The organism is Streptomyces sp. DSM 40750, assembly GCF_024612035.1.
GTDB lineage: Bacteria > Actinomycetota > Actinomycetes > Streptomycetales > Streptomycetaceae > Streptomyces.
Map to the genome: position 1 here is coordinate 8,831,781 of NZ_CP102513.1, position 23,345 is coordinate 8,855,125.

Annotated in this window: 15 protein-coding genes and 1 pseudogene; 11 read left to right on the forward strand and 5 right to left on the reverse strand. The window is 69.9% G+C overall.

Annotated features, from left to right (window positions below):
• Positions 1 to 24 precede the first annotated feature (24 nt).
• A pseudogene (locus JIX55_RS39085) lies at positions 25 to 120 on the reverse strand (5-dehydro-2-deoxygluconokinase); the annotation flags it as partial.
• 332 nt (positions 121 to 452) lie between these two features.
• Between JIX55_RS39085 and JIX55_RS39090 the strand changes: the two are divergent.
• The 8 genes from JIX55_RS39090 to fxsT all read left to right on the forward strand — a co-directional run bounded on the left by JIX55_RS39090 (position 453) and on the right by fxsT (position 12,560).
• Positions 453 to 1,472 (forward strand): sugar ABC transporter substrate-binding protein, encoded by a 1,020-nt coding sequence (locus tag JIX55_RS39090; RefSeq protein ID WP_257567952.1) that lies wholly within the window; start codon positions 453 to 455, stop codon positions 1,470 to 1,472.
• A 7-nt stretch (positions 1,473 to 1,479) separates the two neighbouring features.
• Positions 1,480 to 2,556 (forward strand): ABC transporter permease, encoded by a 1,077-nt coding sequence (locus JIX55_RS39095; RefSeq protein ID WP_257567953.1) that lies wholly within the window; start codon positions 1,480 to 1,482, stop codon positions 2,554 to 2,556.
• Positions 2,557 to 2,564: 8 nt separating this feature from the next.
• Positions 2,565 to 3,503, forward strand: coding sequence for an ATP-binding cassette domain-containing protein (locus JIX55_RS39100; RefSeq protein WP_257567954.1), 939 nt, complete (start codon positions 2,565 to 2,567; stop codon positions 3,501 to 3,503).
• Positions 3,504 to 3,838: 335 nt separating this feature from the next.
• Complete coding sequence (gene fxsA, locus JIX55_RS39105; protein WP_257567955.1) at positions 3,839 to 3,994, forward strand: FxSxx-COOH cyclophane-containing RiPP peptide; 156 nt, start codon at positions 3,839 to 3,841, stop codon at positions 3,992 to 3,994.
• A gap of 33 nt (positions 3,995 to 4,027) precedes the next feature.
• Positions 4,028 to 6,400 carry an FxsB family cyclophane-forming radical SAM/SPASM peptide maturase gene (locus JIX55_RS39110; protein WP_257567956.1) on the forward strand — a complete coding sequence of 791 codons (2,373 nt, stop codon included), beginning with the start codon at positions 4,028 to 4,030 and terminating at the stop codon, positions 6,398 to 6,400.
• A gap of 115 nt (positions 6,401 to 6,515) precedes the next feature.
• A complete protein-coding gene (locus JIX55_RS39115) occupies positions 6,516 to 7,229 on the forward strand; it encodes a TIR-like protein FxsC (RefSeq protein ID WP_257569622.1) in 714 nt (237 codons plus the stop codon).
• A gap of 4 nt (positions 7,230 to 7,233) precedes the next feature.
• Positions 7,234 to 8,574, forward strand: a complete 1,341-nt coding sequence (gene fsxC, locus JIX55_RS39120; RefSeq protein ID WP_257567957.1) for an FxsC protein — start codon at positions 7,234 to 7,236, stop codon at positions 8,572 to 8,574.
• Positions 8,571 to 12,560: an FxSxx-COOH system tetratricopeptide repeat protein gene (gene fxsT, locus JIX55_RS39125; protein WP_257567958.1), complete on the forward strand. Its 3,990-nt coding sequence runs from the start codon at positions 8,571 to 8,573 to the stop codon at positions 12,558 to 12,560. The genes fsxC and fxsT overlap by 4 nt, the downstream gene beginning before the upstream one ends.
• Positions 12,561 to 12,620: 60 nt before the next feature.
• Here the strand turns inward: fxsT and JIX55_RS39130 are convergent, their stop codons facing one another.
• The gene (locus tag JIX55_RS39130; RefSeq protein WP_257567959.1) at positions 12,621 to 13,550 is read right to left on the reverse strand and encodes an alpha/beta fold hydrolase; all 930 of its coding nucleotides are present in this window, start codon (positions 13,548 to 13,550) and stop codon (positions 12,621 to 12,623) included.
• Positions 13,551 to 13,890: 340 nt separating this feature from the next.
• Positions 13,891 to 15,558, reverse strand: a complete 1,668-nt coding sequence (locus JIX55_RS39135; protein WP_257567960.1) for an acyltransferase — start codon at positions 15,556 to 15,558, stop codon at positions 13,891 to 13,893.
• 194 nt (positions 15,559 to 15,752) lie between these two features.
• On the opposite strand from JIX55_RS39135, the gene JIX55_RS39140 reads away from it, so the two are divergent.
• Positions 15,753 to 17,369, forward strand: a complete 1,617-nt coding sequence (locus JIX55_RS39140; RefSeq protein ID WP_257567961.1) for a hypothetical protein — start codon at positions 15,753 to 15,755, stop codon at positions 17,367 to 17,369.
• Here JIX55_RS39140 and JIX55_RS39145 read toward each other — a convergent pair.
• On the reverse strand, positions 17,282 to 18,958 hold the full coding sequence (locus tag JIX55_RS39145; protein WP_257567962.1) for a serine/threonine-protein kinase: 1,677 nt from the start codon (positions 18,956 to 18,958) through the stop codon (positions 17,282 to 17,284). The two genes, JIX55_RS39140 and JIX55_RS39145, sit on opposite strands and share 88 nt — an antisense overlap.
• A gap of 198 nt (positions 18,959 to 19,156) precedes the next feature.
• A complete protein-coding gene (locus tag JIX55_RS39150; protein WP_443046629.1) occupies positions 19,157 to 20,140 on the reverse strand; it encodes an alpha/beta fold hydrolase in 984 nt (327 codons plus the stop codon).
• A gap of 138 nt (positions 20,141 to 20,278) precedes the next feature.
• Here JIX55_RS39150 and JIX55_RS39155 point away from each other — a divergent pair, with 138 nt between their 5' ends.
• On the forward strand, positions 20,279 to 20,905 hold the full coding sequence (locus JIX55_RS39155; RefSeq protein ID WP_257567964.1) for a TetR/AcrR family transcriptional regulator: 627 nt from the start codon (positions 20,279 to 20,281) through the stop codon (positions 20,903 to 20,905).
• 34 nt (positions 20,906 to 20,939) lie between these two features.
• The gene (locus JIX55_RS39160) at positions 20,940 to 23,267 is read left to right on the forward strand and encodes an ATP-binding SpoIIE family protein phosphatase (protein WP_257567965.1); all 2,328 of its coding nucleotides are present in this window, start codon (positions 20,940 to 20,942) and stop codon (positions 23,265 to 23,267) included.
• Positions 23,268 to 23,345: the final 78 nt, after the last annotated feature.

The following is a 23,345-nucleotide window of genomic DNA, read 5'->3' on the forward strand; positions in this document are numbered from 1 at the left end:
AGGCCGGCTCACCCGCTTTTCAACAACACGTGCGAGCGGGACGCCGGTCTGCAACGGATAGGGATCGATTCCGATACGGCCCAGGACGATCGGATCGAAGGGTTGGGCGGACTCGGGCATGCGCGTCGCTCCTCGGCGGGGGGATGCGGGCCACCGGAGGGCCGTGGACGCGCGGGGATGCGAGCACTCGGGTCCGGATGTATCCCAGGTTTAGGACCCGAAGCGACCCTCTGTCAAGACTTTGTACTGACATTCGGACCTGCATCTGAAATGATGTCTTAACAAAGTATTGACAGGGGGGTGTGCCAGGGGTTTGTATCCCGTCCCAACGAAACAGCGCAGTCGGCCTACCGGCACAATGATCCGGACTTCGATGTCCGGGCCCGCGCGGGCACTCCGCCCGACGCTGTCCCGTTCCCTTTCCCCCTGTCGCACAGTGAGGTGCAGGAAAGATGGACCGCACGTTTAACCCCCGCTCCCGCAGAGTGGCCCCCTTCTTCGTCATGGCTGCGGCATCCGCGCTGCTGATAGCCGGCTGCTCCAGCGGTTCCGGCGGCAAGGAGGCCGAGGAGGGCGGGGCGGACGCCTCCGCGGGCAAGGCCGACACCCCCCAGATGACGGTCGCGATGGTGACCCACGCCGGCCAGGGCGACACCTTCTGGGACATCGTCCGCAAGGGCGCCCAGACGGCCGCCGACAAGGACAACGTCAAGCTGGTCTATTCGAACGACCCGAACGCGGCCAACCAGGCCAACCTCGTCCAGAACGCGATCGACCAGAAGGTCGACGGCATCGCCGTCACCCTCGCCAAGCCGGACGCGATGAAGGACGTCATCGCCAAGGCGGAGAAGGCCGGCATCCCCGTGGTGGGCCTGAACTCCGGTATGGACGTGTGGCAGGAGCAGGGTCTGCTCTCCTTCTTCGGCCAGGACGAGACCGTCTCCGGCGAGGCCTTCGGCAAGAAGCTCAACGAGACCGGCGCGAAGCACGCCGTCTGCGTCATCCACGAGCAGGGCAACGTCTCGCTGGAAGCGCGCTGCGCCGGTGTGAAGAAGACGTTCGAGGGCGAGACCGAGAACCTCTACGTCAACGGCACGGACATGCCGTCGGTGAAGTCCACCGTCACGGCCAAGCTCAAGCAGGACACCTCGATCGACGAGGTCATCACCCTCGGCGCCCCGATCGCCCTGACCTCCGTGCAGTCCGTGGACGACGCGGGCAGCAAGGCCAAGGTCGCGACGTTCGACCTCAACAAGGAGCTGACGGACGCCATCAAGGCGGGTGACATCGAGTTCGCCGTCGACCAGCAGCCCTACCTCCAGGGCTACCTGGCCGTGGACTCGCTCTGGCTCTACAAGAACAACGGAAACTACAGCGGCGGTGGCGAGGAGCCGGTGCTGACCGGTCCCGCGTTCGTGGACAAGGACAACGTCGACACGATCGCCAAGTTCGCCGCGAAGGGCAACCGGTGATCTGACCATGACCCAAGCAACGGCACCGGCGGCGAGCTCATCCTCGTCGCCGGCTCCGCCGGCCGCCCAGAAGGACGGCCGTACCGCACAACGCTCCCTGGGCCGACGGGTGTTGGCCCGCCCCGAGGTCGGCGCGCTCATAGCCGCGATCGGCGTGTACGCCTTCTTCTTCGCGGTCGCTCCCTCCTTCCGGGAGACCAGCTCGCTGGCGACCGTGCTCTACCAGGCGTCGGTGATGGGCATCATGGCCCTGCCGGTGGCCCTGCTGATGATCGGCGGGGAGTTCGACCTGTCCGCCGGTGTCGCGGTCACCACCTCGGCACTCACCGCCGCGATCCTCAGCTTCCAGCTGACGGTGAATGTCTGGACCGGCGTGTTCGTCGCGCTGATCGTCTCTCTCGCCGTCGGAGCCTTCAACGGCTGGCTGCTCATCAAAACCGGTCTGCCGAGCTTCCTCGTCACTCTGGGCTCGTTCCTGATTCTCCAGGGCTCCAACCTGGCCGTGACGAAGATCTTCACCGACAATGTCGCGAGTGACTCGATCGCCGACATGGACGGCTTCGACCAGGCCAAGAGCCTCTTCGCCTCGGAGATCGGCATCGGCGGCGTCGACTTCAAAATCACGATCTTCTACTGGCTCGCCTTCGCCGCGATCGCCACCTGGCTGCTGCTGCGCACCAAGTTCGGCAACTGGATCTTCGCCGTCGGCGGTAACAAGGACAGCGCGCGGGCCGTCGGTGTCCCCGTCAACTTCACGAAGATCGCGCTGTTCATGGGCGTCGGCGCGGGCGCCTGGTTCGTCGGCATGCACCTGCTGTTCTCGTTCAACACGGTGCAGTCCAACGAGGGTGTGGGCAACGAGTTCCTGTACATCATCGCGGCGGTGATCGGCGGCTGTCTGCTGACCGGCGGCTACGGCTCGGCGATCGGCCCGGTCATCGGTGCCTTCATCTTCGGCATGGTCAACCAGGGCATCGTCTACGCCAACTGGAACCCCGACTGGTTCAAGGCCTTCCTCGGCGTGATGCTCCTGATCGCCGCCCTCGTCAATCTGTGGGTCCGCAGCCAAGCGACCCGGAGGTGAACCACCCCATGACCAACACCAACGAAGCCGCGGCCGACGGCGCCCCCGCCAAGGACACGGTCAAGGACGCCGTCAAGGACGTGGCGCCCGGCCAGGACACGCCCATCGTCGAGCTGAAGGGGACCGGCAAGGCCTACGGCAATGTCCGCGCCCTGCACAGCGTGAACCTCAGCGTCCACCCCGGCCGCGTCACCTGCGTCCTGGGCGACAACGGCGCCGGCAAGTCCACCCTCATCAAGATCATCTCCGGGCTGCACCAGCACACCGAGGGCGACGTCCTCATCGACGGCCGCCCCGTCCGCTTCTCCACCCCCCGTGAAGCCCTCGACGCCGGTATCGCCACCGTCTACCAGGACCTGGCGACGGTTCCCCTGATGCCGGTGTGGCGGAACTTCTTCCTCGGCTCCGAATTCACCCGCGGCCCCTGGCCCGTCCGTCGCCTCGACATCGACAGGATGAAGAAGACCGCCGACGAGGAACTGCGGAACATGGGCATCGTCCTGGACGACCTCGACCAGCCCATCGGCACCCTCTCCGGCGGCCAGCGCCAGTGCGTCGCCATCGCCCGCGCCGTCTACTTCGGCGCCCGCGTCCTCATCCTCGACGAGCCCACCGCCGCGCTGGGTGTGAAGCAGTCGGGTGTGGTGCTGAAGTACATCGCCGCCGCCCGCGACCGCGGCCTCGGCGTCATCTTCATCACCCACAACCCCCACCACGCCTACATGGTCGGCGACCACTTCAGCGTCCTGCGTCTGGGCACCCTCGAACTCAGTGCCGCCCGCGACCAGGTCAGCCTCGAAGAACTCACCAACCACATGGCCGGGGGTACCGAACTCGCCGCCCTCAAACACGAGTTGGCGCAAGTGCGCGGCGTCGACGTCGAGGAACTCCCCGAGGAGGAAGACCTCACCGCACCCGTGGCCACCTCGAAGGACGGGGCTGCGTGATGACGGCGGCTGCCCCCTGCGGGCAGCCACGCCGATGACGACGGCCGGGTCGTCAGGACGACTTTCCTGATACGGCGGCCCCTTCGACCGAAGGGGCGTCCAGGAGGGGCGTCCTGACGACCGCGGCCGTTCGTGGGGACGGTCCTTCAGGCGGACGAATCCGCTCCCGATCGCCGCGGCCCCACCGCCTCGCACCTGCCTTCCAGTGCTGCCGCCAAGGCGTTCGACGGTGTCTCCCCGCTTCACGGACTTGGCTGGCGATCGCCTTGCTGTTCGGTTACCGGGCCGTCACTATGAGGTGTGCCGCCCGGAGCCGTACGCCCGAGGAGACGCCTATGGACAGGTACGAGCAGCCCTTCGCCACGAGCGTCGTCAGGGACTTGCACGACACCTCGCTGGATGAGGTTCCGGAGTCCGCTCAGGAGTCGGCTCTGGCAAGGACGCTCGCGGGTGGCGGAGAGCCGGTGGCCGCCTTCCAGTCGTCGCTCTGACCAGGCTGACCGGAACGACGAGGAATCGTACCGGTGACGGTGGCGGCGCGGCCCTTTCGCCAGTTCGTGATCAAGGTGCACAGCCGCTGCGATTTGGCCTGTGACCACTGCTACGTCTACCAGCACGCCGACCAGAGCTGGCGCGGGCGTCCGGTGACCATGTCCGAGGAAACGTTCCGTCGTACGGCTGAGCGGATCGCCGAGCATGCCGCCGAGCACCGGCTCACCCGTGTCCATGTCGTGCTGCACGGCGGCGAGCCGCTGCTCGCCGGGCGCGAACGGCTGCGCGGCTTCGCCCGCCAACTGCGCTCCACGCTGCACGGCGTGGCCGAACTCGACCTGCGTATGCAGACCAACGGACTCCGACTGGACGACGCGTTCTGCGAGATGCTCGTCGACGAGTCCATCGTCACCAGCATCTCGCTCGACGGCGACGAGGCGTCCAACGACCGCCACCGGATCAGGCGGGACGGCTCGGGCTCCTACCGGGACGTGGTGCGGGCGGTGCACCGCCTGGGTGCACCCGCCCACCGGAGCGCCTTCGGCGGGCTGCTCTGCACGATCGACGTCGAGAACGACCCGGTGGAGGTGTACCGGGCGCTGGCCGCACTTCGCCCGCCCGCCGTCGACTTCCTGCTGCCGCACGCCACCTGGGAGTACCCGCCGCCCCGTCCCGGCGGGGAGACCGGCTCCGACTACGCCGACTGGCTGATCGCCGTGCACAGGCAGTGGACCGCGGACGGCATGCCGATGCGGATCCGGATGTTCGAGTCGATCAGCCGGCTGACCCGCGGCCGGGGCAGCCTCACCGAGGCGCTGGGGCTGGGCAGTTCGGACCTGCTGGTGGTGGAGACCGACGGCGCCGTCGAGCAGGCGGACTGGCTGAAGACGGCCTATCCGGGAGCCCCGGACACCGGCATGCACATCGCCACCCACCGCCTGGAGGAGGCCGCCGAACACCGGGGCATCCAGGCCCGCCGCGCCGGACTCGACGGGCTGAGCGCACAGTGCCGCGCCTGCCCCGTCGTGTCGGTCTGCGGCGGCGGCCTGTACGGACACCGCCACCGGAAGTCCAACGGCTTCGACAACCCCTCCGTCTACTGCGCGGACCTGCTCAAGGTCATCGAGTACGTCCAGACGAGCGAACGCGACGACGCCGAGGTCCGCCACGGCTGGCACGGACTGTCCTGGACCCATTTCGACGAACTGGCCGCCGGATACGGCAGCACGGCGGCCGTCCGGTCGCTCGCCGCGGCGCAGGGCAGCCAGCGGCGGGCGCTGCTGGCCGCCGCCCGCCGCGCGGACACCCCGGACCCCCGTGGCTCGGCGGACTCGGCTCCCGGCTGGGAAGCGGTCCTCGCCCTGCCCGCTGCCGCCCTGGACGTGCTGCTGGCCGACCCCTATCTCCGCGTGTGGGCCCTCGCCTGCGTGCAGTCGGTACGGCGGGCCGAGGGCCACCCGGCCGAGGCCGCGCTCTCGGCCGCCGTACGCACCGGCGGGCGGCTGACCCTGCCCGTCCCGCTGCGGCACGGCCCCGAGGGCTCGGCGATCCATCTGCCCGGCATGGGGCGGCTGCTGGTGCGCGCCGACAGCCGCGACCGGCGGTCCGGCACCGTCACCGTGACGGCCGCCGATGCCACGCTCACCGTGGAAGGGCGGACCCTCGGCCGGGAGCGGCCACCCGACGGCATGATCTGGCAGCCGCTGCGGCACCTGTCCGCGGAGGGGCTGGAAGTGGCCTTGGACGACCTGGATCCCGCCCGCGACTGCTATGGGTACGAGGCGCTGCCCCGGCTGGCCGAGGCCGAATTCCGACGGTGGGAGTCGATGTTCGGGGAAGCCTGGCGGCTGATCCGGACCGAGTACCCCGACTATGCGCAGGGGATCGTCGCAGGACTGACCGCCGTGACTCCGCTCGCCCCCTCACCGACCGGTGATGACGTCAGCGCCACCTCCCGGCACGCCTTCGGCGCGGTCGGCATCGCACTGCCCCGCTCGGCCGAGGACCTGGCCATGCTGCTCATCCACGAGTACCAGCACGTCAAACTGGGCGCGATGCTCGACATGTTCGATCTGCTCGACGGCCTCGACGAGCACCGCTACCGGGTGCTGTGGCGGCCCGACCCCAGGCCGCTCGACGCCATCGTCCAGGGCGTGTACGCGCATCTCGCGGTCGCCGACGTCTGGCGGATCAGGGTCCGCCGCGGTGCGGCGGACGTCGGCGCCGCCCTGCACGAACGCTCCCGCGTCGAGGCGGACAGGTGGCGGACGGCGGTGCTGGACGCCCTCGACACCGTGGCCGGAACCGGCTCCCTGACGGCCCTGGGCCACCGCTTCGTCCGTGGGCTCCGGGGCGAGGCCGAAACTCTGGGAGGAGTGGCCGAAACCGGTCCGGTCGCGGTGTAATGGGGGACCAACTCCCGTTCTCCGCACCGGTGTCCGGTACAACTTGCTCTGGCCAACCCCTGGCACCGGCAGCGGTTTTCGCGTTCCAATGGATCCTGGAGGAGATTCAGCTGTGATGCTCGGGGCTGGGAGGCCCGAGGTGGGCGACGGGGGAGGGAAAGGCGAGTCCATGATTCATCCGGCTTCTCAGGCGACCCGGTCGACGGTTTCCTCCGATCCGTATGTGTTCTTCATGAGCTATGCCCGGACACCGCTGAAGGGGGCACGGTCCAGGAAAGACCCGTCGGATGTGGCGCTGGAGCAGTTCCATGCCCAGTTATGCAGCGACATCATGCAGTTGACCGATCACGACGGCGAGGAGTCGCCCGGGTTCCTCGACCTGAGCATGGACCCCGGTGACGACTGGGAGAGCAGGCTCAAACAGGCCCTGGCCACCTGCCGGGTCTTCGTGCCGATCTACAACAGCCGGTACTTCAAGAGAGAATGGTGCGGAAGGGAATGGGACGCCTTCGCGCGGCGTCAGGAGGAACAGCTCCGTACCCGGCCGTACACGGGCAACGCGATCGTCCCCGTCCTCTGGGTCGGGCACCAGCATCTGACTCTGCCGCTTTCCACGGCGGCGAAGGTGCAGTACGCCCACCCCGATCTGGGTAAGGATTACCTGCAGTCCGGTCTCTACGGACTGAAGCAGGCGGGCCGCCACCTCAAGTACCGCAGCTCGGTGTGGACGCTCGCCCAGATGATCGTCAAAGTGGCTCAGCAGACCAGCCTTGAACCGTGCGACGTGGAGCTGTTCAAAGACCTCCGGAATGTCTTCGAGGGGGAATAGCGGGATGCCGATGTTCTTCATGAGCTATGCGCGGGTTCCTGCTCCCCGGCACCGGGATGCCTCACAGGATCCCAACCGTCTGGTTTTCCAGTTCTTCGACGAACTGTGCGGGAAAGTGGCACGTCACGCGAGAGTGTCACGGGAGGAGGCCGGTTTCGTCGAGCGGCCCGGGACGCCGGGGGAGAAGTCGATCAAGGCGCTTCTGGGCTGCCGGGTCTTCGTTCCGCTGTACTCGAAGCGGTACTTCAGCAATCCCCAGTGCGGGCGCCAGTGGACCGCTGTCACCCAGGGAGCGTCTCAAGGGGTTCGGCCGAGCATCGTTCCGGTGCTGTGGACGCCGTATTCACCCACGTCGCTGCCCAAGAAGGTCAAGGAGCAGTACCCCGAGGTGCCGGAAGGCATCGGTGAAGCGGCCGAGAACTACGCCTCCATGGGACTGCACCGGCTGCTCGACCAGCTGCTCGACCTGACCGAACGGCCGGATCCGGACGACGAGCACGCGGCGGCCCAGCTCTCCCCCCAGGTGGCCCAGGTCACGGACTGGCTCGCCAAGCGCATCGTCGAGCAGGCGGCCGCCGTGCCCAGGCAGCCGCGGGTGCCCACCGGCGGCGGCAGGGCGACGGAGCCCACGACTCTGGCCGGCCTGGACGACGCCTTCGCCGATCCGCCCTTCGCCTCCCCGCTGCACATCACCGTGCTCGCCCCGACCGAGGAACAGTTGCCGGTAGGCCGGGACAACGCCCGCTACGGTCCACGCGTCGACGACTGGCGGCCCTACGGCCAGGCGGTGGGACCCCTGGTCGAGCAGATGGAGGCCCTGGCCCGCAACCTCGGCTTCGAGCCCACCGTGCTGCCCTTCCACAAGACCCAGGCGGAGCTGCGGGACACGGAGGTCCCGACGGCCCCCTGGATCCTGGTGGTGGACCCCTGGGCGCTGGAGAATCCCCAAATGGCCAGTCAGGCAAGGGAGTTCGACAGAGCCCGGCGTCCGTGGACGGCGGTGCTGAGTACTCTGGCGGGGGACGATCTGCAGACCAAGGAGCAGTCCGACCGGCTGCGCGGGCTGCTGGCGACGCACTTCCCCCGCTTCCTCAGCGAGGGCCGGGCGGGAGAGCAGGAAGCGGTGAGCGGTCTGGCCGGGGCGGATGTCTTCACCCGCTGGTTCAGCGAACTGGCTGAAGCAACCAAGATCCGCTATCTGCGGTACATTCATTCGCAATTATCCCGGAGCGGAGCTGGCGTCCGGGATGTTCCGGAATCCGGTGCGGACCTGCCCCGACGGCCCGACGCCGGCAGGGACAACGGGGTACCGAGCGACGGACGTCGCGTGGAGGGCAGGCCATGACCGGCGAGGACGCGCGCAGGATCATCACGTTCTACTCGTACAAGGGCGGTACGGGAAGGACGATGGCGCTCGCCAACACGGCGTGGATCTTGGCCTCCTCGGGCAATCGCGTCCTGGTGGTCGACTGGGACCTCGACGCTCCGGGTCTGGACCGCTTCCTGCACCCCTTCCTGAGTGAGAAGCAGCTGCGCCAAACGCCTGGAGTGCTCGAACTGGTCAGCCGTTCGACCCAGTTCGTGCTCTCGGCGCAGGGCGGGGGTGAGTCCACCACGCATCGCATGGAGCCGGGTTCCGAATACACGGGTGCGGTCGACCTGGGGGCGTCCGACGGAATCACCCTCAACAGGTGCCTCATCCAGGTCGATTGGGACTTCCCCGAAGGCGGTCAGCTCTACTACCTCCCGGCGGGAACGAAGAACAAGGGTTACCTCGCGGCGTTCTCCCAGTTCGACTGGAAGGAGTTCATGGAGGGACCGCTGGCCACCCGGTTCCTGGAGGGACTCAAGCGCGAGTTCCTCGAGAACTTCGACTACGTCCTCATCGACAGCCGTACCGGCCTCAACGACATCTCCGACATCTGCACCGTCAACCTGCCGCAGGCCGTGGTCACCTGCTTCACCCCGAGCAGCCAGAGCATCGAGGGCGCGGCCGGTGTCGCCGAGCGTATCGACGGGATGCTGTACGGCAACCGGGACATCCGGCTCCTGCCCGTCCCCATGCGGGTGGAGAACGCCGAGGCCGACCGGCTGGACGCCGCCCGGGGCCAGATCCAGTACCGCTTCGACCGGATCGTGCGCAAGCACATCCCCGAACGGGACCCGGAGGACTACTGGCGCAGTGTCGAGATCCCCTACGTGCCCATCTACTCGTACGAGGAGACGCTCGCCCCGTTCCGTGAACAGCCCGGGGACCCCAAGAGCCTGCTGTCCGCCTACGAGAGACTCGCCGATGTCATCACGGACGGCCAGGTCGACTCGATGCCGCGCATCGACGAGCCGCTGCGCCGCAAGACCCTGGAGCGGTACACCCGCCACCGGCCGCCGAGCATCTCCGACGTGTACGTCAGCTTCGTCCCCCAGGACAGGAGCTGGGCCAACTGGGCGGGCGCGGTCCTGGAACAGGCGGGATTCAAGGTCCATCTGTCGCAGGAGGCCACGACCGAGGGCGCGCTGGTGCGCGACGAGATCGAGCGCGGTGTCGAGTCGGCCTCGCACACCCTGATCATCTTCTCCCAGGCCTACCGCAGATCGGCGCGGTTCCGTACGACCTGGGAAGCGGTCTACGCGGAGAGCGACCGGCGCGCGCACCAACTGGTCTCGATGAAAGTGGACGATCAGGTGTCGGTGGAGGCGCCCTTCACGGAACAGCTCGCCGACATGACCCGCTGCGGCAGCGGCGAAGAGGGGCGTGACGCCCTGTTGACCTGGTTCGGTCGGAGCGCGGAGTCCCTGGGGCACAGTCACTTCACCGGGGGCGAGCAGAAACTGCCCCGCTTCCCGAAGACCCAGCCCCTGGTCTTCGGCGTCCCGCTGCGAACGTCGTCCTTCACCGGCCGTACAGAACTGCTGGAGGGCATCCGGGAGAGGCTGTGGCAGGAGGACACCCGGGCTCTCGTACTCAAGGGCATGGGCGGCGTCGGGAAGACCCTGCTGGCCCAGGAGTTCGCGTACCGCTACAGGAGCGACTACGACGTCGTCTGGAACATCGAGGCCGAGCAGAAGATCCTGGCCATCGAGCAGTACGCGAGGCTGGCGGAGCCACTCGGGCTGCCGGAGCGGCCGAATCCGACCGCCACGGCCGAGACCGTGCACGAGGTGCTCAACAGTGGTGAGCGCTATGACAGTTGGCTGCTGATCCTGGACAACGTCCCGGAACCCGGACACCTCCCCGAGTTCATGATGGACGGCAGACGCGGCCACATCATCGTCACCAGCCAGCGTGCCGAGGGCTGGGGACGTTTCGTGGACACCGTCGAGGTCCCCGTCTTCCAACGGAACGAGAGCATCGACCACCTGGACAGCCGACTGCCCGACGCCGTCTGGACAGAGGCCGACCAGATCGCGGAGGCCCTGGGCGACCTGCCGATCGCGATCGAGCGGGCCGCGGCCTACATCGAGCAGACCAGGGCTGACGTCCGTGACTACATCGAGCAGCTCCAGCCCCACGCCACCGGCGCCCCGGCCGACAACACCGTCGGGGAAGTCGTCAAGCACACCTGGGAGTTCGCGCTCGGGCAACTGAGGGAGAACTTCCCGGCGGCGGTGCAACTCCTGCAGATCTGCTCGTACTACAGTCCCGAGCCGATCTCGATGGACCTGCTGGAGGGTTTCGAGGTCTCCCGGGCGCTGGGCGGCGTGCGCACGGTCTCCCGCGCGTACAAGGAGCTGAGCAAGTTCTCGCTGGTCACTGTGGACCGCAAGGCCCGGACCATCACGGTGCACCGGATGATGCAGGTCGCCATGCGGGGGGAGATGACCGAAGCGGAGCGTGAGACGGCGCAGCGGATCGTCTATCGCTCGCTGGTCGCCGCCAGGCCCAGCGGGGACGACCCCGAGAACCCCAACACCTGGGAGAAGTACCGCATCATCTGGCCGCATCTCGGTACGCCGTGGGCCAAGACCACTCCCGACGAAGGCATCAGAGAACTCTTCGTGGACCGGGTGCGCCAGCTGCGCCGCCGGGGCGAACTCAACCAGGCCATGGAATACAGCGCACAGTGCGTGGCCGACTGGTCCGAAGAGGGTTCCCCGGACGAACGCTGGACGCTCCACATGCGCTTCCAGATCGCCAACATCATGCGTGCCCAGGGCAAGTACGAGGAGTCGCTCGACCTGGACCAGGAGGTCCTGGAGCGACAACGCGCCGTGCTCGACGACGAGGACGACCAGCACATCCTCATGACCACCAGTAGCGTCGCCGCCGACCTGCGGGGGCTGGGGCGGCTGTCGGAGGCTCTGCGCTACGACGAGGAGACGTACAGGAAGTACGGGGAGATCTACGGCGAGGACCATGCGCGGACCCTCAGCGCGGCCAACAACCTCGCGGTGGCCCTACGCCTCTCCGGTGAGTACGACAAGGCCCGCGACCTCGACCGCAGGACGCTGGAACTGCGTGAGGCGATCCAGCTCCACGACCACCCCCTGACCATCGAGTCGGCGGTGAACCTGGGCCGCGATCTGCGCGACTGCGGGGACTACGAGGAATCCATCACGCTGCTGCAGCGCGCCTACGAGCGCTGTCTGCGCAATCCTCGCCTCACCCAGGGCTCGCCGACCGTGCTGAACACGGCCAAGGGCCTGGCCGGTTCCCTGCGCAGGGCGGGCCGGGCGGCGGAGGCCGAGGATCTCGTGCGCCATGTGCTGAGGAGCACACCCACACCCGACGGAGAGAAGTCCTCCTCGGAACAGCTGCTGTTGGAGATGAGCCTCGCCGGCGACATCGCCGCCCAGGGACGGCGCGAAGAGGGGCTGGACCTGATCCGCAGGGTGCACAGGGACCTGACGGACAGTCTGGGGGAAGGCCACTCCCAGACGGTGGCCTGCTCCGTCAACCAGGCGGTCCTGCTGCTCCACGACATCGGATCCATTCACCCGGAAGCGGCGGCCGAGGCATACGAGTTGTTGCGCCACGCCGAGGAGAAGTTCTCCAAGCTCAATGGTGAGCACCACCCCTATGTGCTCATCTGCCGTGCGAACCTGGCCGTGTCGGAGGCGGCGCTCGGCAAGTGGGAGGACGCCCGTAGGACCAGCTTCGGGGCGTACGAACTGCTCAAAGAGGTCCTTGAGCCCCTTCACCCGTCGACGCTGACCTGCGCGGGGAACCACGCCGTCATCCTGAGCCGGCTGGGCCGCGGCGACGAGTCGCGCACCCAGCACCATGACACGCTGGCCGCGCTGAGCAAGCGCATCGGCAGGGCGCACCCCCGGGTGGTGGCCCTGCAGACGTGGAACCTCAGCTGCCTCGACCTGGAGCCGCACCCCATCTAGTCGTGACGAGTCGGGGTGTGGGGCCGCTGCCGGCAGCGGCCGCACACCCCAACGCAGTTGTCAGGCGGCCTCGTCGCGAACCCAGGCGAGAACCTGGGGTAGGGCGGGCAGCGCCGCGAAGTGGGCTGCGGAGGGCTGCAGCACGGCCTTGGCCGAGGGCATTTTCTTGGCCAGCCAGTGGAAATGGGCGACAGGGGCGAAGATGTCGCGTTCGCCGTGCCAGAGCATCACGGGCACCGAATCGTCGATCTGCTTGAGGTCGAACCCCCAGTGCGAGCGGAACGCCACCAGGTCGTCCACCCAGCCCATCGGGGCGCGCGGATCGTCCGCCGCGCCCTGCTCGGCCTCGCCCACCGCGGAAAGGTAGTTCCTGAGGAGGTGCTGGCGAATCCCGGCGTCCTCGACGATCACCCGGTCCACGTTCGGCATCTCCTCCCGGAGGGACGCGAGGAACACGGTGGGGTCGCGCCGGATGGTCTCGGCGTTGCGGGCGAGCAGCGCGCCCAGCTCGGTCACATCGGGTGCGTGGGCGTCGAGCAGATCGTAGGTGGACACATTGGAGTCGGACATCCCGCCGTGCCAGTCGAGTCCGTCGTCCTCGGCATCCGGTGGGGCGAGCGAGACCAACGCGGCGACACTCGCCACCTGGCTGCCGATGTTGCGCGCGGCACAGGCCAGGGCGTGCGGTGCGCCGCCTGATCTGCCCACCACGGAGTACTTCTTGACATCCAGGTCCTGGGCGATGGCGTCGACGTCCTCGGCGGCGTCGACGACCGTGCGTTTCTCGTGGCGGTCGGAGCCGCCGTACCCCGGTCGGTCGTAGGCGATGAGCCGCACGCCGAGCTTGTGCAGGTCGAAGGTGCGCAGTCGGGGCCCGAGTCGGCTTCCGGGAGTTCCGTGCAGCAGAAACACCGGGTGTGCGTCCGGATCGCCCCAGGTCTCATAGGCGATCGTCCGTCCGCCGGACGGCGTCTTCACTGTCTTAACCACCCGATGCCCTCCCGTGCCAGCGGCTGTGGAGTGAAGCGCGGGACCTCCCAGCATTACGCATGGGAAGCCCCGCTCCTAGTAGCTGCTCAGCCGTTCTGGCTTCATATGGCAAGAATTGGGTAAACGTGGGCCGCTCGGCTGTTCACGCCCAAAGGTAGTGCACCGAGCCACTGGTCGCCGGACGAGGGGGGAATTCATGGTGACCGAGTGAGTCATGGGGTATCCACCTCATCGCACTCTCATGGCCCGTTCCGCTCCGTCGCGATGCCCGGCACCTGGGTGAAGGCGCGACCACCCGTATGGAGCAGTACGGACGCTGACGTTCCGGAAGTGGTGTGTCTCACGCTCCGCGGGCCGGTTCGGGGCGGTGTACGCCACGTGGCCGATAGCCCAGCAGGTCGGAGCGGCCCAGCAGATCGGCCAGCAGCCAGACGATGGCCAGCCACATCTCCGTTCCTTGCAGCCCCGGCTCCGTGCCCGGCCCGAACCCGAAGCCTTTCCCGTCCTGCCAGCGGGTCAGGGCGGCGCTGAGCTGCTGTTCGGCCCAACCGCGAATCTCGGCCGAGCGATAGCCGTCACCGCTTCCGTCTCTGCCGCCCGACTGCCGTGTGGACAGCCACAACGGGTGGGCGACGTCCAGGACGTTGCAGGCGTTCTCCCGGCCCGCCCCGAAGTGGCGGGTGTCCCGGGAGTGGTCGAGGACCGCGTCCACGACCCGTTCCGGATGCGGGACGGGTACCCCGAACTGGGCGAAGGAACCGCGCGTGAGCCGGTAGTAGCCATTCACCACCTGGAGGCGTCCGTCGGTCGCCGACGGGCTGCCCCACATGCCGGTCCAGGGATCGGCCCGGGTGAGGAGCCAGCCGAAGAGGGCTTCGAGGGTGCCCGGGGTGAGGCCGCCGCTGTCCGGGTGCCGCAGGTTCCAGTGGGCGGCTGTGGCCCAGGCGTCGATCCAGGCACCGGCGCCCCACGCGCCGTCCCGCCAGGGCAACTCCTCCAGTCGGGCGAGGAGTTGACCAGCCGTCATATCGCTTATGGCATGTATGGGTTGGCGGAAGGACGCGCCCAACAGGTCGAGCGCGTAGCCCACGGACAGGACGTGGTACAGCGCTGGGCCCTCTCCGATGAAACCGTCGGCGTCCATGGGGGGCAGTCGCTCGCCGAGTTCGGGTGTCAGGCCGGTTTCCCGGTCCTGGAGGGTGGTCAGGCGCTCGATGTGTTCCTCCGGGTCCAGCTGCGCGGGGGCGCGGCCCAGGAGCAGATCGGCGATCTCCACGGCGTCGCAGTGGGCTCGCACGGTGGGTGCGGCGCCGGGGCGGTCGGTGTAGTGGTCGCCGTTCCAGCATCGGTCGAGGAGGTCGGCGGCCTGGGCGCGGGCGGTGTCGGCGAACCGGGTGAGGACGTCACCGCCCACCCGCTCGCGACCTCCCGTCTCCCGCCGGTCCCGGATCCGCCGGGCCGGATTCCCCGCCGCCACCGTCCACGCGGGGACGTCCTTCGTGACGACCGCCCCGGCGCCGATGACGCAGTGGTCGCCGATGGTGACGCCGTCGACGACGACCACATGGGAGCCGATCCAGACGTCGTCGCCGACGGTGATGCCCCGGCTGGTCTGGGGCTGGCGGAAGACCGGCCGGTCCGGGGCCGTGGAGTGGTTGAAGCCGAGGAGCGAGGTGTGGGCGCCGATGCGCACGCCATCGCCCAGCGCGACCGTGCCGCGCACCACGGTGAACGGGTTCAGCGTGCAGTCCGTGCCGGTGGTCAGATCGCCGGTGACATAGGCGTGGGCGGCGATGTACGAGTCGTCGCCGAGCCGTAGGACGTCCGGGAACACCGCCGCCGACTCGGCCACGTAGCACCGCTCGCCCACTTCGCTGTCTCCGCCGAGCTTCCGCTGCCGTTCCCGCTGCGCGGCGCGCTGTTCCCGTGTCGCCTCCTTCTCGAACAGCCAGGGGCAGTGGTCGAAGTGGTCGAAGGGCCGTGGGGGCGGCTGCTGTCGGTGATCCATGAGGCGCACGCTAGGCAGAGGCGCGCCTCGCGAGGAAGGGGGCCGTGCGGGGAAGGGGGCCGTGCGGGGAAGGCGTGCTGAGCCGGGCGGGTGAAGGGGGTCCGTAGGCCGGTGTGCCGCAGCGGCCGACCGCAGGCGCATATCTCATCCTTTTGTCTCTTTAAAGGATTTTATTCCTCTCTCCGGGATGGGTCATGCGTCTCAGTCCGAACGCCGCGCCGGTCGTCACACCACTCGCCACGCCGGCCGCCGAACCGGCCCTCGGCCTCGTCGCCGTGGTGGCCGCGGCCTTCACACTGGCCCAACTCGTCCTCGTACCCCCGGGGATGGGGCTCGGCTGGGACGAGACGGTGTACGTCAGTCAGGTCAGCCCGCATGCGCCGGCGGCGTTCTTCAGCGCGCCGCGTGCCCGGGGGGTGCCGCTGCTGGTCGCACCGGTCGCCGTGTGGTCGTCGTCCACCGAGCTGCTGCGCGTCTATCTGGCGGTGCTGTCCGGGCTGGGGCTCTACCTCGCTCTGCGCGTCTGGCGGGGCCTGTTCCCGGCGCGGGTGCTGGCCCTCGGGGGCGCGCTGTTCGCGTCCTTGTGGGTGACCCTCTTCTACGGACCGCAGGCCATGCCCAACTACTGGGTCGGGGTCGGCGCGCTCCTCTGCGTGGGCTGTTTCCTGCGGGGGCGGAAGAACCCCGCGGACCGGGCGGCCCTGTGGGGTGCGGCCGCCGGCAGCGCGCTGATGGCGTGGATGCGGCCCACCGACTCGGTATGGGTGACTCTCCCGCTGTTCGTGCTGCTGCTGGGCGTACGGGAGTGGCGGCGGCCGCGACTGCTGGGGGCGCTGGCGGCCGGGCTCGGGACCGGGGCGGGAGCGTGGGTCGTCGAGGCGTACACCCAGTACGGCGGGCCGGCGCGGCGGCTGGCCGACGCTTCCCGGATTCAGGGCGGGCTGGGCTGGAACATCGCCGTCGACGACCAGTTGCGCAGTCTGGTGGGGCGCACGCTGTGCCGTCCGTGCACCGGGGACATGCCGCATGCGGCGGTCGTCGCGTGGTGGTTCGTGCTGCCGGTGCTGGCCGCGCTCGGGCTGGCCGTCGCGCTCAGGGCCGGGCGGGCGTCGTCCACGGTGGTGCCGCTGGCCTGTGCCGCCATGGCGGCCGTCCCGTATCTGTTCCTGATCGGGTACGCCGCGCCACGTTTCCTGCTGCCCGCGTACGCCCTGCTCGCGATCCCCGTCGCCGACGCGCTGCTCGACCTCGTCACGGGGCCGGGCGGGGCCTGGCGGCCGGTCGTCGGGGCGGCGGTGGTGCTCGGGCTCGTCGGGCATCTGGCGGTGCAGTACGTGGTGCTGGACCGCACCGTCGAGCGCACCACCGCGTTCCACCGCGACTGGGACCGTATCGCCGCCGAGCTACGGCGCCTCGGCGTAAGGCCGCCCTGTCTGCTGACCGGTGACTACGCCATCCCCATCGCCTACTACGCCGGCTGCGCCTCCGCCGCCACCCACGGCAACAACGCCAACACCACCCGGGAGGGCATCCTGCGCACCGCCGAACGCGTCCCCGTGGCCGCACTGGTCGCACCGGGCGGCGGCGCACCCGAGTTCGCCCGGACGTGGCCCGCCCACCAGGTCGCCGAATTCCACCTGTATGTGGCGCCGACCGGGCCCGGGGCGCTCACGGCGCCTCAGGGAGGGGCGAGGGGCCCGGCCGGTCCCGTGCGGTCGAGGGCTCAGGAGACGCCCGTGACGAAACCGTCCCTGACCCTGTCGAAGACGGGGCGGTGGGTGTCCCACTCGGAGTCCGGGGCCGAGAGGTAGATGTCGTACTCCCGTTCGCCCTCGCGGCCGTACCCGAGGTCGATGGCGCGGTAGGCGCGGGCCCGTCCCTGGAAGGTGAACTCCCAGATGGCCGCGGGCTGCTCGCGGAAGGTGGTCTGCTGCATGCGCAGCCTGCGGTACGAGGTGGGGTAGTTGATCTTGGTGTTGGCCTCGATGTCCTTGAAGTGGGCCATGGGATGCGAACCGGCGGGGTCCACGACGCCGATCGTGATGCCGACCAGGCCCGTCTCGTCGGCGTAGGTGACCGACTCGGCCGTCCGCTTGGCGACCTTCCAGCCGTCCGGGACGGGGAAGGAGACGCCGAGACTCTCGTCCGTGACCAGGTGGAAGCCGTCGGGCACGGGGGAGGGGGAGTGCGCCGGGGTCGGGGAGGCGGAGTTTCCGCCGCTCGGCGGGGCCGCTTGCCCGTCGGGGGCCGACGTGGCGTAGAGGGCGGCCCCGACGGCCGTGGCCGCCACGGTCACGGCGACGGCGATCGGGACGAGGACACGGCGCTTTCCCCGGCTCTGGCGGGCGGGTCGGCCGGTCTTCTGGCCCGAGCCTCCCGGGGGGCCGCCCGGGGAGCCGTCTCGGCCCGTGCCGCCCCGGCCGCCGTCGCGTTCCATCGGCTCGCGGCCGGTCCCCCACCCGTCGGACGAGTCGTCGTCGGCCGAGCGCCCGCTGGACGAACCCTCGTCGACCGGGCGCCCGGCGCCCGGCAGCGGCAGGGCCGTCGTCGCCTGTCCGGACACCACGGCGCGCAGGGCCCGCTCCGTCTGTTCGGTGGAGGGGCGGTCGGCGGGGTCCTTGGCGAGGAGGGCCTCGATGAGGGGCGCCAGGGCGCCGCCCTGCCTCAGGGGCTCCAGGGGGTCGACGGCGATGGCGTACGCGGCCTCCATCGCGGTGAGGCGGCGGAAGGGCGGGCGGCCCTCCACCGCCTGGTACAGCGTGGCGCCCAGCGCCCACAGGTCCGAGGCGGGGCCGGGCTTCTGGCCGCGGATCCGCTCCGGGGCCATGTAGTGGATCGAGCCGACCATCTCGCCGGTCTTGGTCAGGGTCGAGGCGTCCGCGGTCATCGCGATGCCGAAGTCGGTGAGTACGACCCGGCCCTCGGCGCCGAGCAGGACGTTGCCGGGCTTGACGTCGCGGTGCAGTACCCCGGCGGTGTGCGCGGCGCGCAGCGCGGCGACCATGCCCAGACCGATACGGGCCGCCTCCTCGGGCGGGAGGGTCCGGCCGTCCGTGAGGAGATCGGCGAGTGTGGGCGCCGGGACGTACTCCATGACGATGCAGGGCCGGCCGTCACCGGTGCCGCCGTCGGCGTCGTCCACGTGGTCGTCCACGACGTCATGGACGACGATCACATTGGGGTGCGCGATCCGGGCCGCGCTGCGCGCCTCGCGGCGCGTGCGCTCGTACAGGGTGACGAGGTCGTCGGCGGACAGGTGCGGCTGCACATGCAGCCGCTTCACGGCGACATGGCGGTCGAGGACCTCGTCACCGGCCCGCCAGACCGTGCCCATGCCGCCGCGGCCTATCTGCTCCGTGAGCCGGTAGCGCCCGGCGACGAGCCGCCCTACGTCCGACACCGCGTGCCCTCCGCCAGCCCTGCATACGTTCGATTCGCCTGGTCACCATAACCGGCCCGAGGCAGGGGCCGGACAGGTGGACCGGACCCGGGCGCCTGAAGAGCAGCCGCCAGCCGTTCCGGGCGGCCGATCGGTCCGGGAAGTGAGCAGTCGACGGAGCCGCGGTGCGTCCTGACCGTGCCCTGCGGTGGACCGGATTCACTTGTGGGACGAGTCGCGCCCGGTCTGTGGGTCCACGGAGGCCATGAAGTCCAGCATGTGTCGGTTCACCTCCTCCGCGTGGTCCATCCACGGGCCGTGGCCGGTGTCGGAGAAGATCTCGGCTTGGGCGCCCGGTATCAGGCGCGGCACCCGCTCCACCTGCCGCCGGGCGTGCACGAGGAGGCTGCGCCTGCCGAGGGCGAGGTAGAGCGGGGTGCGGACGGTGGACAGTTCCTCGTCGGTCAGGGGCAGGGGGGACGGGCGGCGGACGGTGTAGGCGCGGAGCGCCGTCCTGGCCATGGTGCGCAGTTCGGGCACGACGAGGACCGGCTGTTCCAGCCACGCCGCCAGACGCGGGCGCATCGCCTTGGGGGCGAAGGTCGCGAAGAGGCTGGCGAAGATCCACACGAAGAAGCGCAGCCCCACCTTCTCCAGCCCGCCGGGGTCCAGGAGCGTGACCGAGGCGAGGCGGCCGGGGGCGCGGTGCGCCTGGTTCAGGGCGAGCCAGCCGCCGTAGGAGGCGCCGACCAGGTGGACACGGTCGAGCCCGAGCCCGGTGAGCGTCTCGTCGAGCCACCGGGCGGCGTCCTCGGGCCGATGGAGGGGCGCGCGATGGACGCTGCGTCCGGGGTCGCCCGGGGTGTCGAGGGCGTAGACGGGGCGTTCGGCGCTGAGGGCGGGGGTGTTCGGGTACCACATGGCGGAACAGGAGCCCGATCCGTGGATCAGGACGACCGGGGTCCGGGACTGGGCCTCCGGGGCGGCCGGGCCGTAGCGGTACACGTGCGTGGTGCCGAACGAGGTGTCCACGTCCTGTTCCGCGAGGGGGGTCGCGCCCAGTGCGTGGACCGCGTCGCAGGCGGCGAAGTGACGGTCGCGCCAGGCATCGCTCACATAGCGGCCGACATCGGCGTTCTTGCTGGCAACGGTCGGGGACACGTCCACCTCCGAGGTCTCGGTTTTGTGATACGAACGTACCATGATGTTGGTACGGCTGTACCATCAAAAAAGCGGGGGCTCGTTCAGGGCCCTGTCAGCGAAGACGAACCAGCAAGACGAACCAGCGAAGCCGTACCAGCGAAGCCATAGCGGCGAGGACGACGAGCGGAGAACCGGTCGATGCCCAGACGGGTGGACCACACACAGCGGCGCACCGAGATCGCCGAGGCACTTGTCAGGGTGGCCGGGCGGCAGGGGTTGCACGCCGTGGGGATGCGTGATGTGGCGGCGGAGGCGGGCGTCTCGCTGCGGCTCGTGCAGTACTACTTCGAGACCAAGGAGAAGCTGCTGCTCTTCGGGCTGGAGCGGCTGGCCGAGCGGTTCGGGGAACGCGTCTCCGAACGCCTCCGGGCCGCCGGAGACGACACCGGTCCGCGTGCGACGGTCGAGGCGCTGCTCATGGCGGCGCTGCCGACCGACGAGGAGAGCCGTACGTTCCACCTCCTCTACACCTCGTACGCCGTCCTCTCCGTGACCGACCCCGCGCTCGCGGCCCAGTCGTTCATCAAACAGCCCGATGCCGCCGAGGAGGCCCTGACCGGACTCCTCCGGAGGGCCCAGGACGCGGATCTGCTGCGGCCGGGCGCGGACCCCCGCCTGGAGGCGATCGGTCTGCTCGCCATGTCCGCGGGCCTGGGTTCCAGCGTCCTCGTCGGCCAGCGCGGCCAGGAGTCCGCGGTGGCGGTCCTGGACCATCACCTGAACCGCGTCTTCCGGGGTACGGCGGGCGGACCGGGTCCGCGGTAGGGCGTCAGCGGTTGTTCGGCGTACCGTCGTGACTGTGGACCCCACGGCTGACGGTCTTGTGTCCCGTGTCGCGCGCGAGCTCGCCTCCAGAGCGGACGAGCTGATCGCCGAGGTGGAGCGGTGCCTGCGCCACGAGATGCCCGAACTCTGGGAGTTCTCCGACGCCATGGCGTCGGAGAACGTCGCCGGGCACGTCGTCCCGGTGCTGTCCGCCCTCCAGTACGGAGTCGACCCGGGCGACATCGAGGTACCGTCCGCCGAGCTGGCGCGCGTACGCCGGCTGGCCAGGCACGGCATCCCCGTCAGCTCGGTGCTGCGGGCCTTCCGGCTCGGCCAGGGCGTCATCCTCGACCGTCTGCTCGAAGAGATGCCCCGGCGCACCGACGACGCCGACCTGATCAGCGAGGCCGCGCGCAGTCTGATCGCGACGGCGACCGGGTACGTGGACCGCACCTCCGAGCAGGGTGTCGTGGCGTACGAGGAGGAACGGGACCGGCGGCTGCGCTGGCGGCTGGCGATGGTGAACGAGGCGAGCATGCGCATCGGCACCACCCTGGACATCGCCCGCACCACCCAGGAACTGGCCGACTTCGCCACCGAGCACTTCGCCGACCTCGTCACCGTCGACCTGCTCGACTCCGCGCTCAACGCCCACGACAGCCCGCCGGACGACCCGCCCGCCTCACCCGTACTGCGCCGGGTCGCCCAGCGGCCGGTCGCCGAACCAGACCGGGCGCCGTCGACGATCGCGCGTCGGCAGCCGCACACCTATCCGTCCGGTTCCCCACCGGCCCGCGCCCTGGAGACGGGACAGCCGACCCGGCATCGGCTCGACAGCGGGGACCGGGGTCCGGACGACGCGGAGGGCGGCAGGGGAGGCGTGGACGGGAGCGGTGCTGTGGGCGGCAGCGGCGTCGTGGAGGGTGGCGGTGTCGTGGACGGTGGTGCTGTGTGCGGCAGCGGTGCGGACGGCGTGCATCCGGTCCACTCCACACTGGTCGTGCCGTTGCGGGCCCGGGGTGCGACGCTCGGCGTCGCGCAGTTCTGCCGGGACCGCGACCCCGACGCGTTCGACGACGAGGATCTGCTGCTCGCCCAGGAGGTCGCGGCGAGGGCGGCGGTCGCCGTCGACAACGCCCGCCGCTACACGCACGCCCGCGCCACCGCCCTCACCCTGCAACGCAGCCTGCTCCCGCGCCGGACCCCGCGGCAGTCGGCCGTCGACGTCGCCTTCCGCTACCTGCCCGCCGACGCACAGGACGGCGTGGGCGGCGACTGGTACGACGTCATCCCGCTCTCCGGCGCCAGGGTCGCCCTCGTCGTGGGCGACGTCGTCGGCCACGGCATCCACGCCGCCGCCACGATGGGCCGCCTGCGGACCGCCGTACGCACACTGGCCGACATCGACCTGCCGCCCGACGAACTCCTCACGCACCTGGACGACGTCGTGATCCGCCTGGCCGCCGAGGTGGAGAGCGGTGAGGATGCCGAAGCGGAAGTCGGTGAGGGCGCCGATAAGGCCGATGACGCAGATCACGCAGATCACGCAGATCACCCCGGAGGTGCCGGTGCGACCTGCCTCTACGCCGTGTACGACCCCGTCTCGCGCCGCTGTGCCATCGCTCGCGCGGGGCATGTGCTGCCCGCCGTGGTGACCGGGGACGGCACCGTCGACATCCTCGACCTGCCCCCGGGCCCGCCGCTCGGCCTGGGCGGGCTGCCGTTCGAGACAGCGGAGTTCGAACTGCCCGAGGGCAGTCTGCTCGCGCTCTACACCGACGGACTGATCGAGGCGCGGGACCACGACATCGGCGCGGGCCTGGCCCGGCTCCGGGACGTCCTCGGCAGGCCCGCGCCCTCCCTGGAGGCCACCTGCGACGCCGTACTCGAAGCCCTGCTGCCCGCCCGGCCGCCCGACGACGTCGCCCTGCTCCTGGCCCGGACCCATGCCCTCGGCGCGGGCCAGGTCGCCACCTGGGAGCTGGCGGCCGAACCCACGGCCGTCGCCCGGGCGAGGGCGGACGTCTCCCGGCAGCTGAGCGACTGGGGCCTGGAGGAGCTGGAGTTCACCGCCGAGCTGGTGGTCAGCGAGCTGGTCACCAACGCCATCCGCTACGGCCGGCCGCCCATCAGGCTGCGCCTCATCCACGACCGCACCCTCATGTGCGAGGTCTCCGACTCCGGCGGCACGACCCCGCTCCTCCGCCGCGCCCGTGTGTTCGACGAGGGAGGCCGCGGCCTCCTCCTGGTCGCCCAGCTCGCCGAACACTGGGGAACACGCCGCGCCCGACAAGGCAAAACGGTCTGGGCCGAACTGAACGACTCCGTCACGACCGCGTTTTCGGCACTGGCCGTCCCCTAGGGCCGACCGCACGTCTCATGAACAGATCGCGGCCACGGCGGAGTCACTGGCGACACTCGTGCTCGATGGGCTGCCGGG

Excerpts from the sequence above, each read along its gene's own strand:
- JIX55_RS39090 (WP_257567952.1), top strand. The coding sequence starts at position 453 with ATGGACCGCACGTTTAACCCCCGCTCCCGCAGAGTGGCCCCCTTCTTC.
- JIX55_RS39095 (WP_257567953.1), top strand. The coding sequence starts at position 1,480 with ATGACCCAAGCAACGGCACCGGCGGCGAGCTCATCCTCGTCGCCGGCT.
- JIX55_RS39100 (WP_257567954.1), top strand. The coding sequence starts at position 2,565 with ATGACCAACACCAACGAAGCCGCGGCCGACGGCGCCCCCGCCAAGGAC.
- fxsA (WP_257567955.1), top strand. The coding sequence starts at position 3,839 with ATGGACAGGTACGAGCAGCCCTTCGCCACGAGCGTCGTCAGGGACTTG.
- JIX55_RS39115 (WP_257569622.1), top strand. The coding sequence starts at position 6,516 with ATGCTCGGGGCTGGGAGGCCCGAGGTGGGCGACGGGGGAGGGAAAGGC.
- fsxC (WP_257567957.1), top strand. The coding sequence starts at position 7,234 with ATGCCGATGTTCTTCATGAGCTATGCGCGGGTTCCTGCTCCCCGGCAC.
- fxsT (WP_257567958.1), top strand. The coding sequence starts at position 8,571 with ATGACCGGCGAGGACGCGCGCAGGATCATCACGTTCTACTCGTACAAG.
- JIX55_RS39135 (WP_257567960.1), bottom strand. The coding sequence starts at position 15,558 with ATGGATCACCGACAGCAGCCGCCCCCACGGCCCTTCGACCACTTCGAC.
- JIX55_RS39140 (WP_257567961.1), top strand. The coding sequence starts at position 15,753 with ATGCGTCTCAGTCCGAACGCCGCGCCGGTCGTCACACCACTCGCCACG.
- JIX55_RS39150 (WP_443046629.1), bottom strand. The coding sequence starts at position 20,140 with ATGGTACGTTCGTATCACAAAACCGAGACCTCGGAGGTGGACGTGTCC.
- JIX55_RS39155 (WP_257567964.1), top strand. The coding sequence starts at position 20,279 with ATGCCCAGACGGGTGGACCACACACAGCGGCGCACCGAGATCGCCGAG.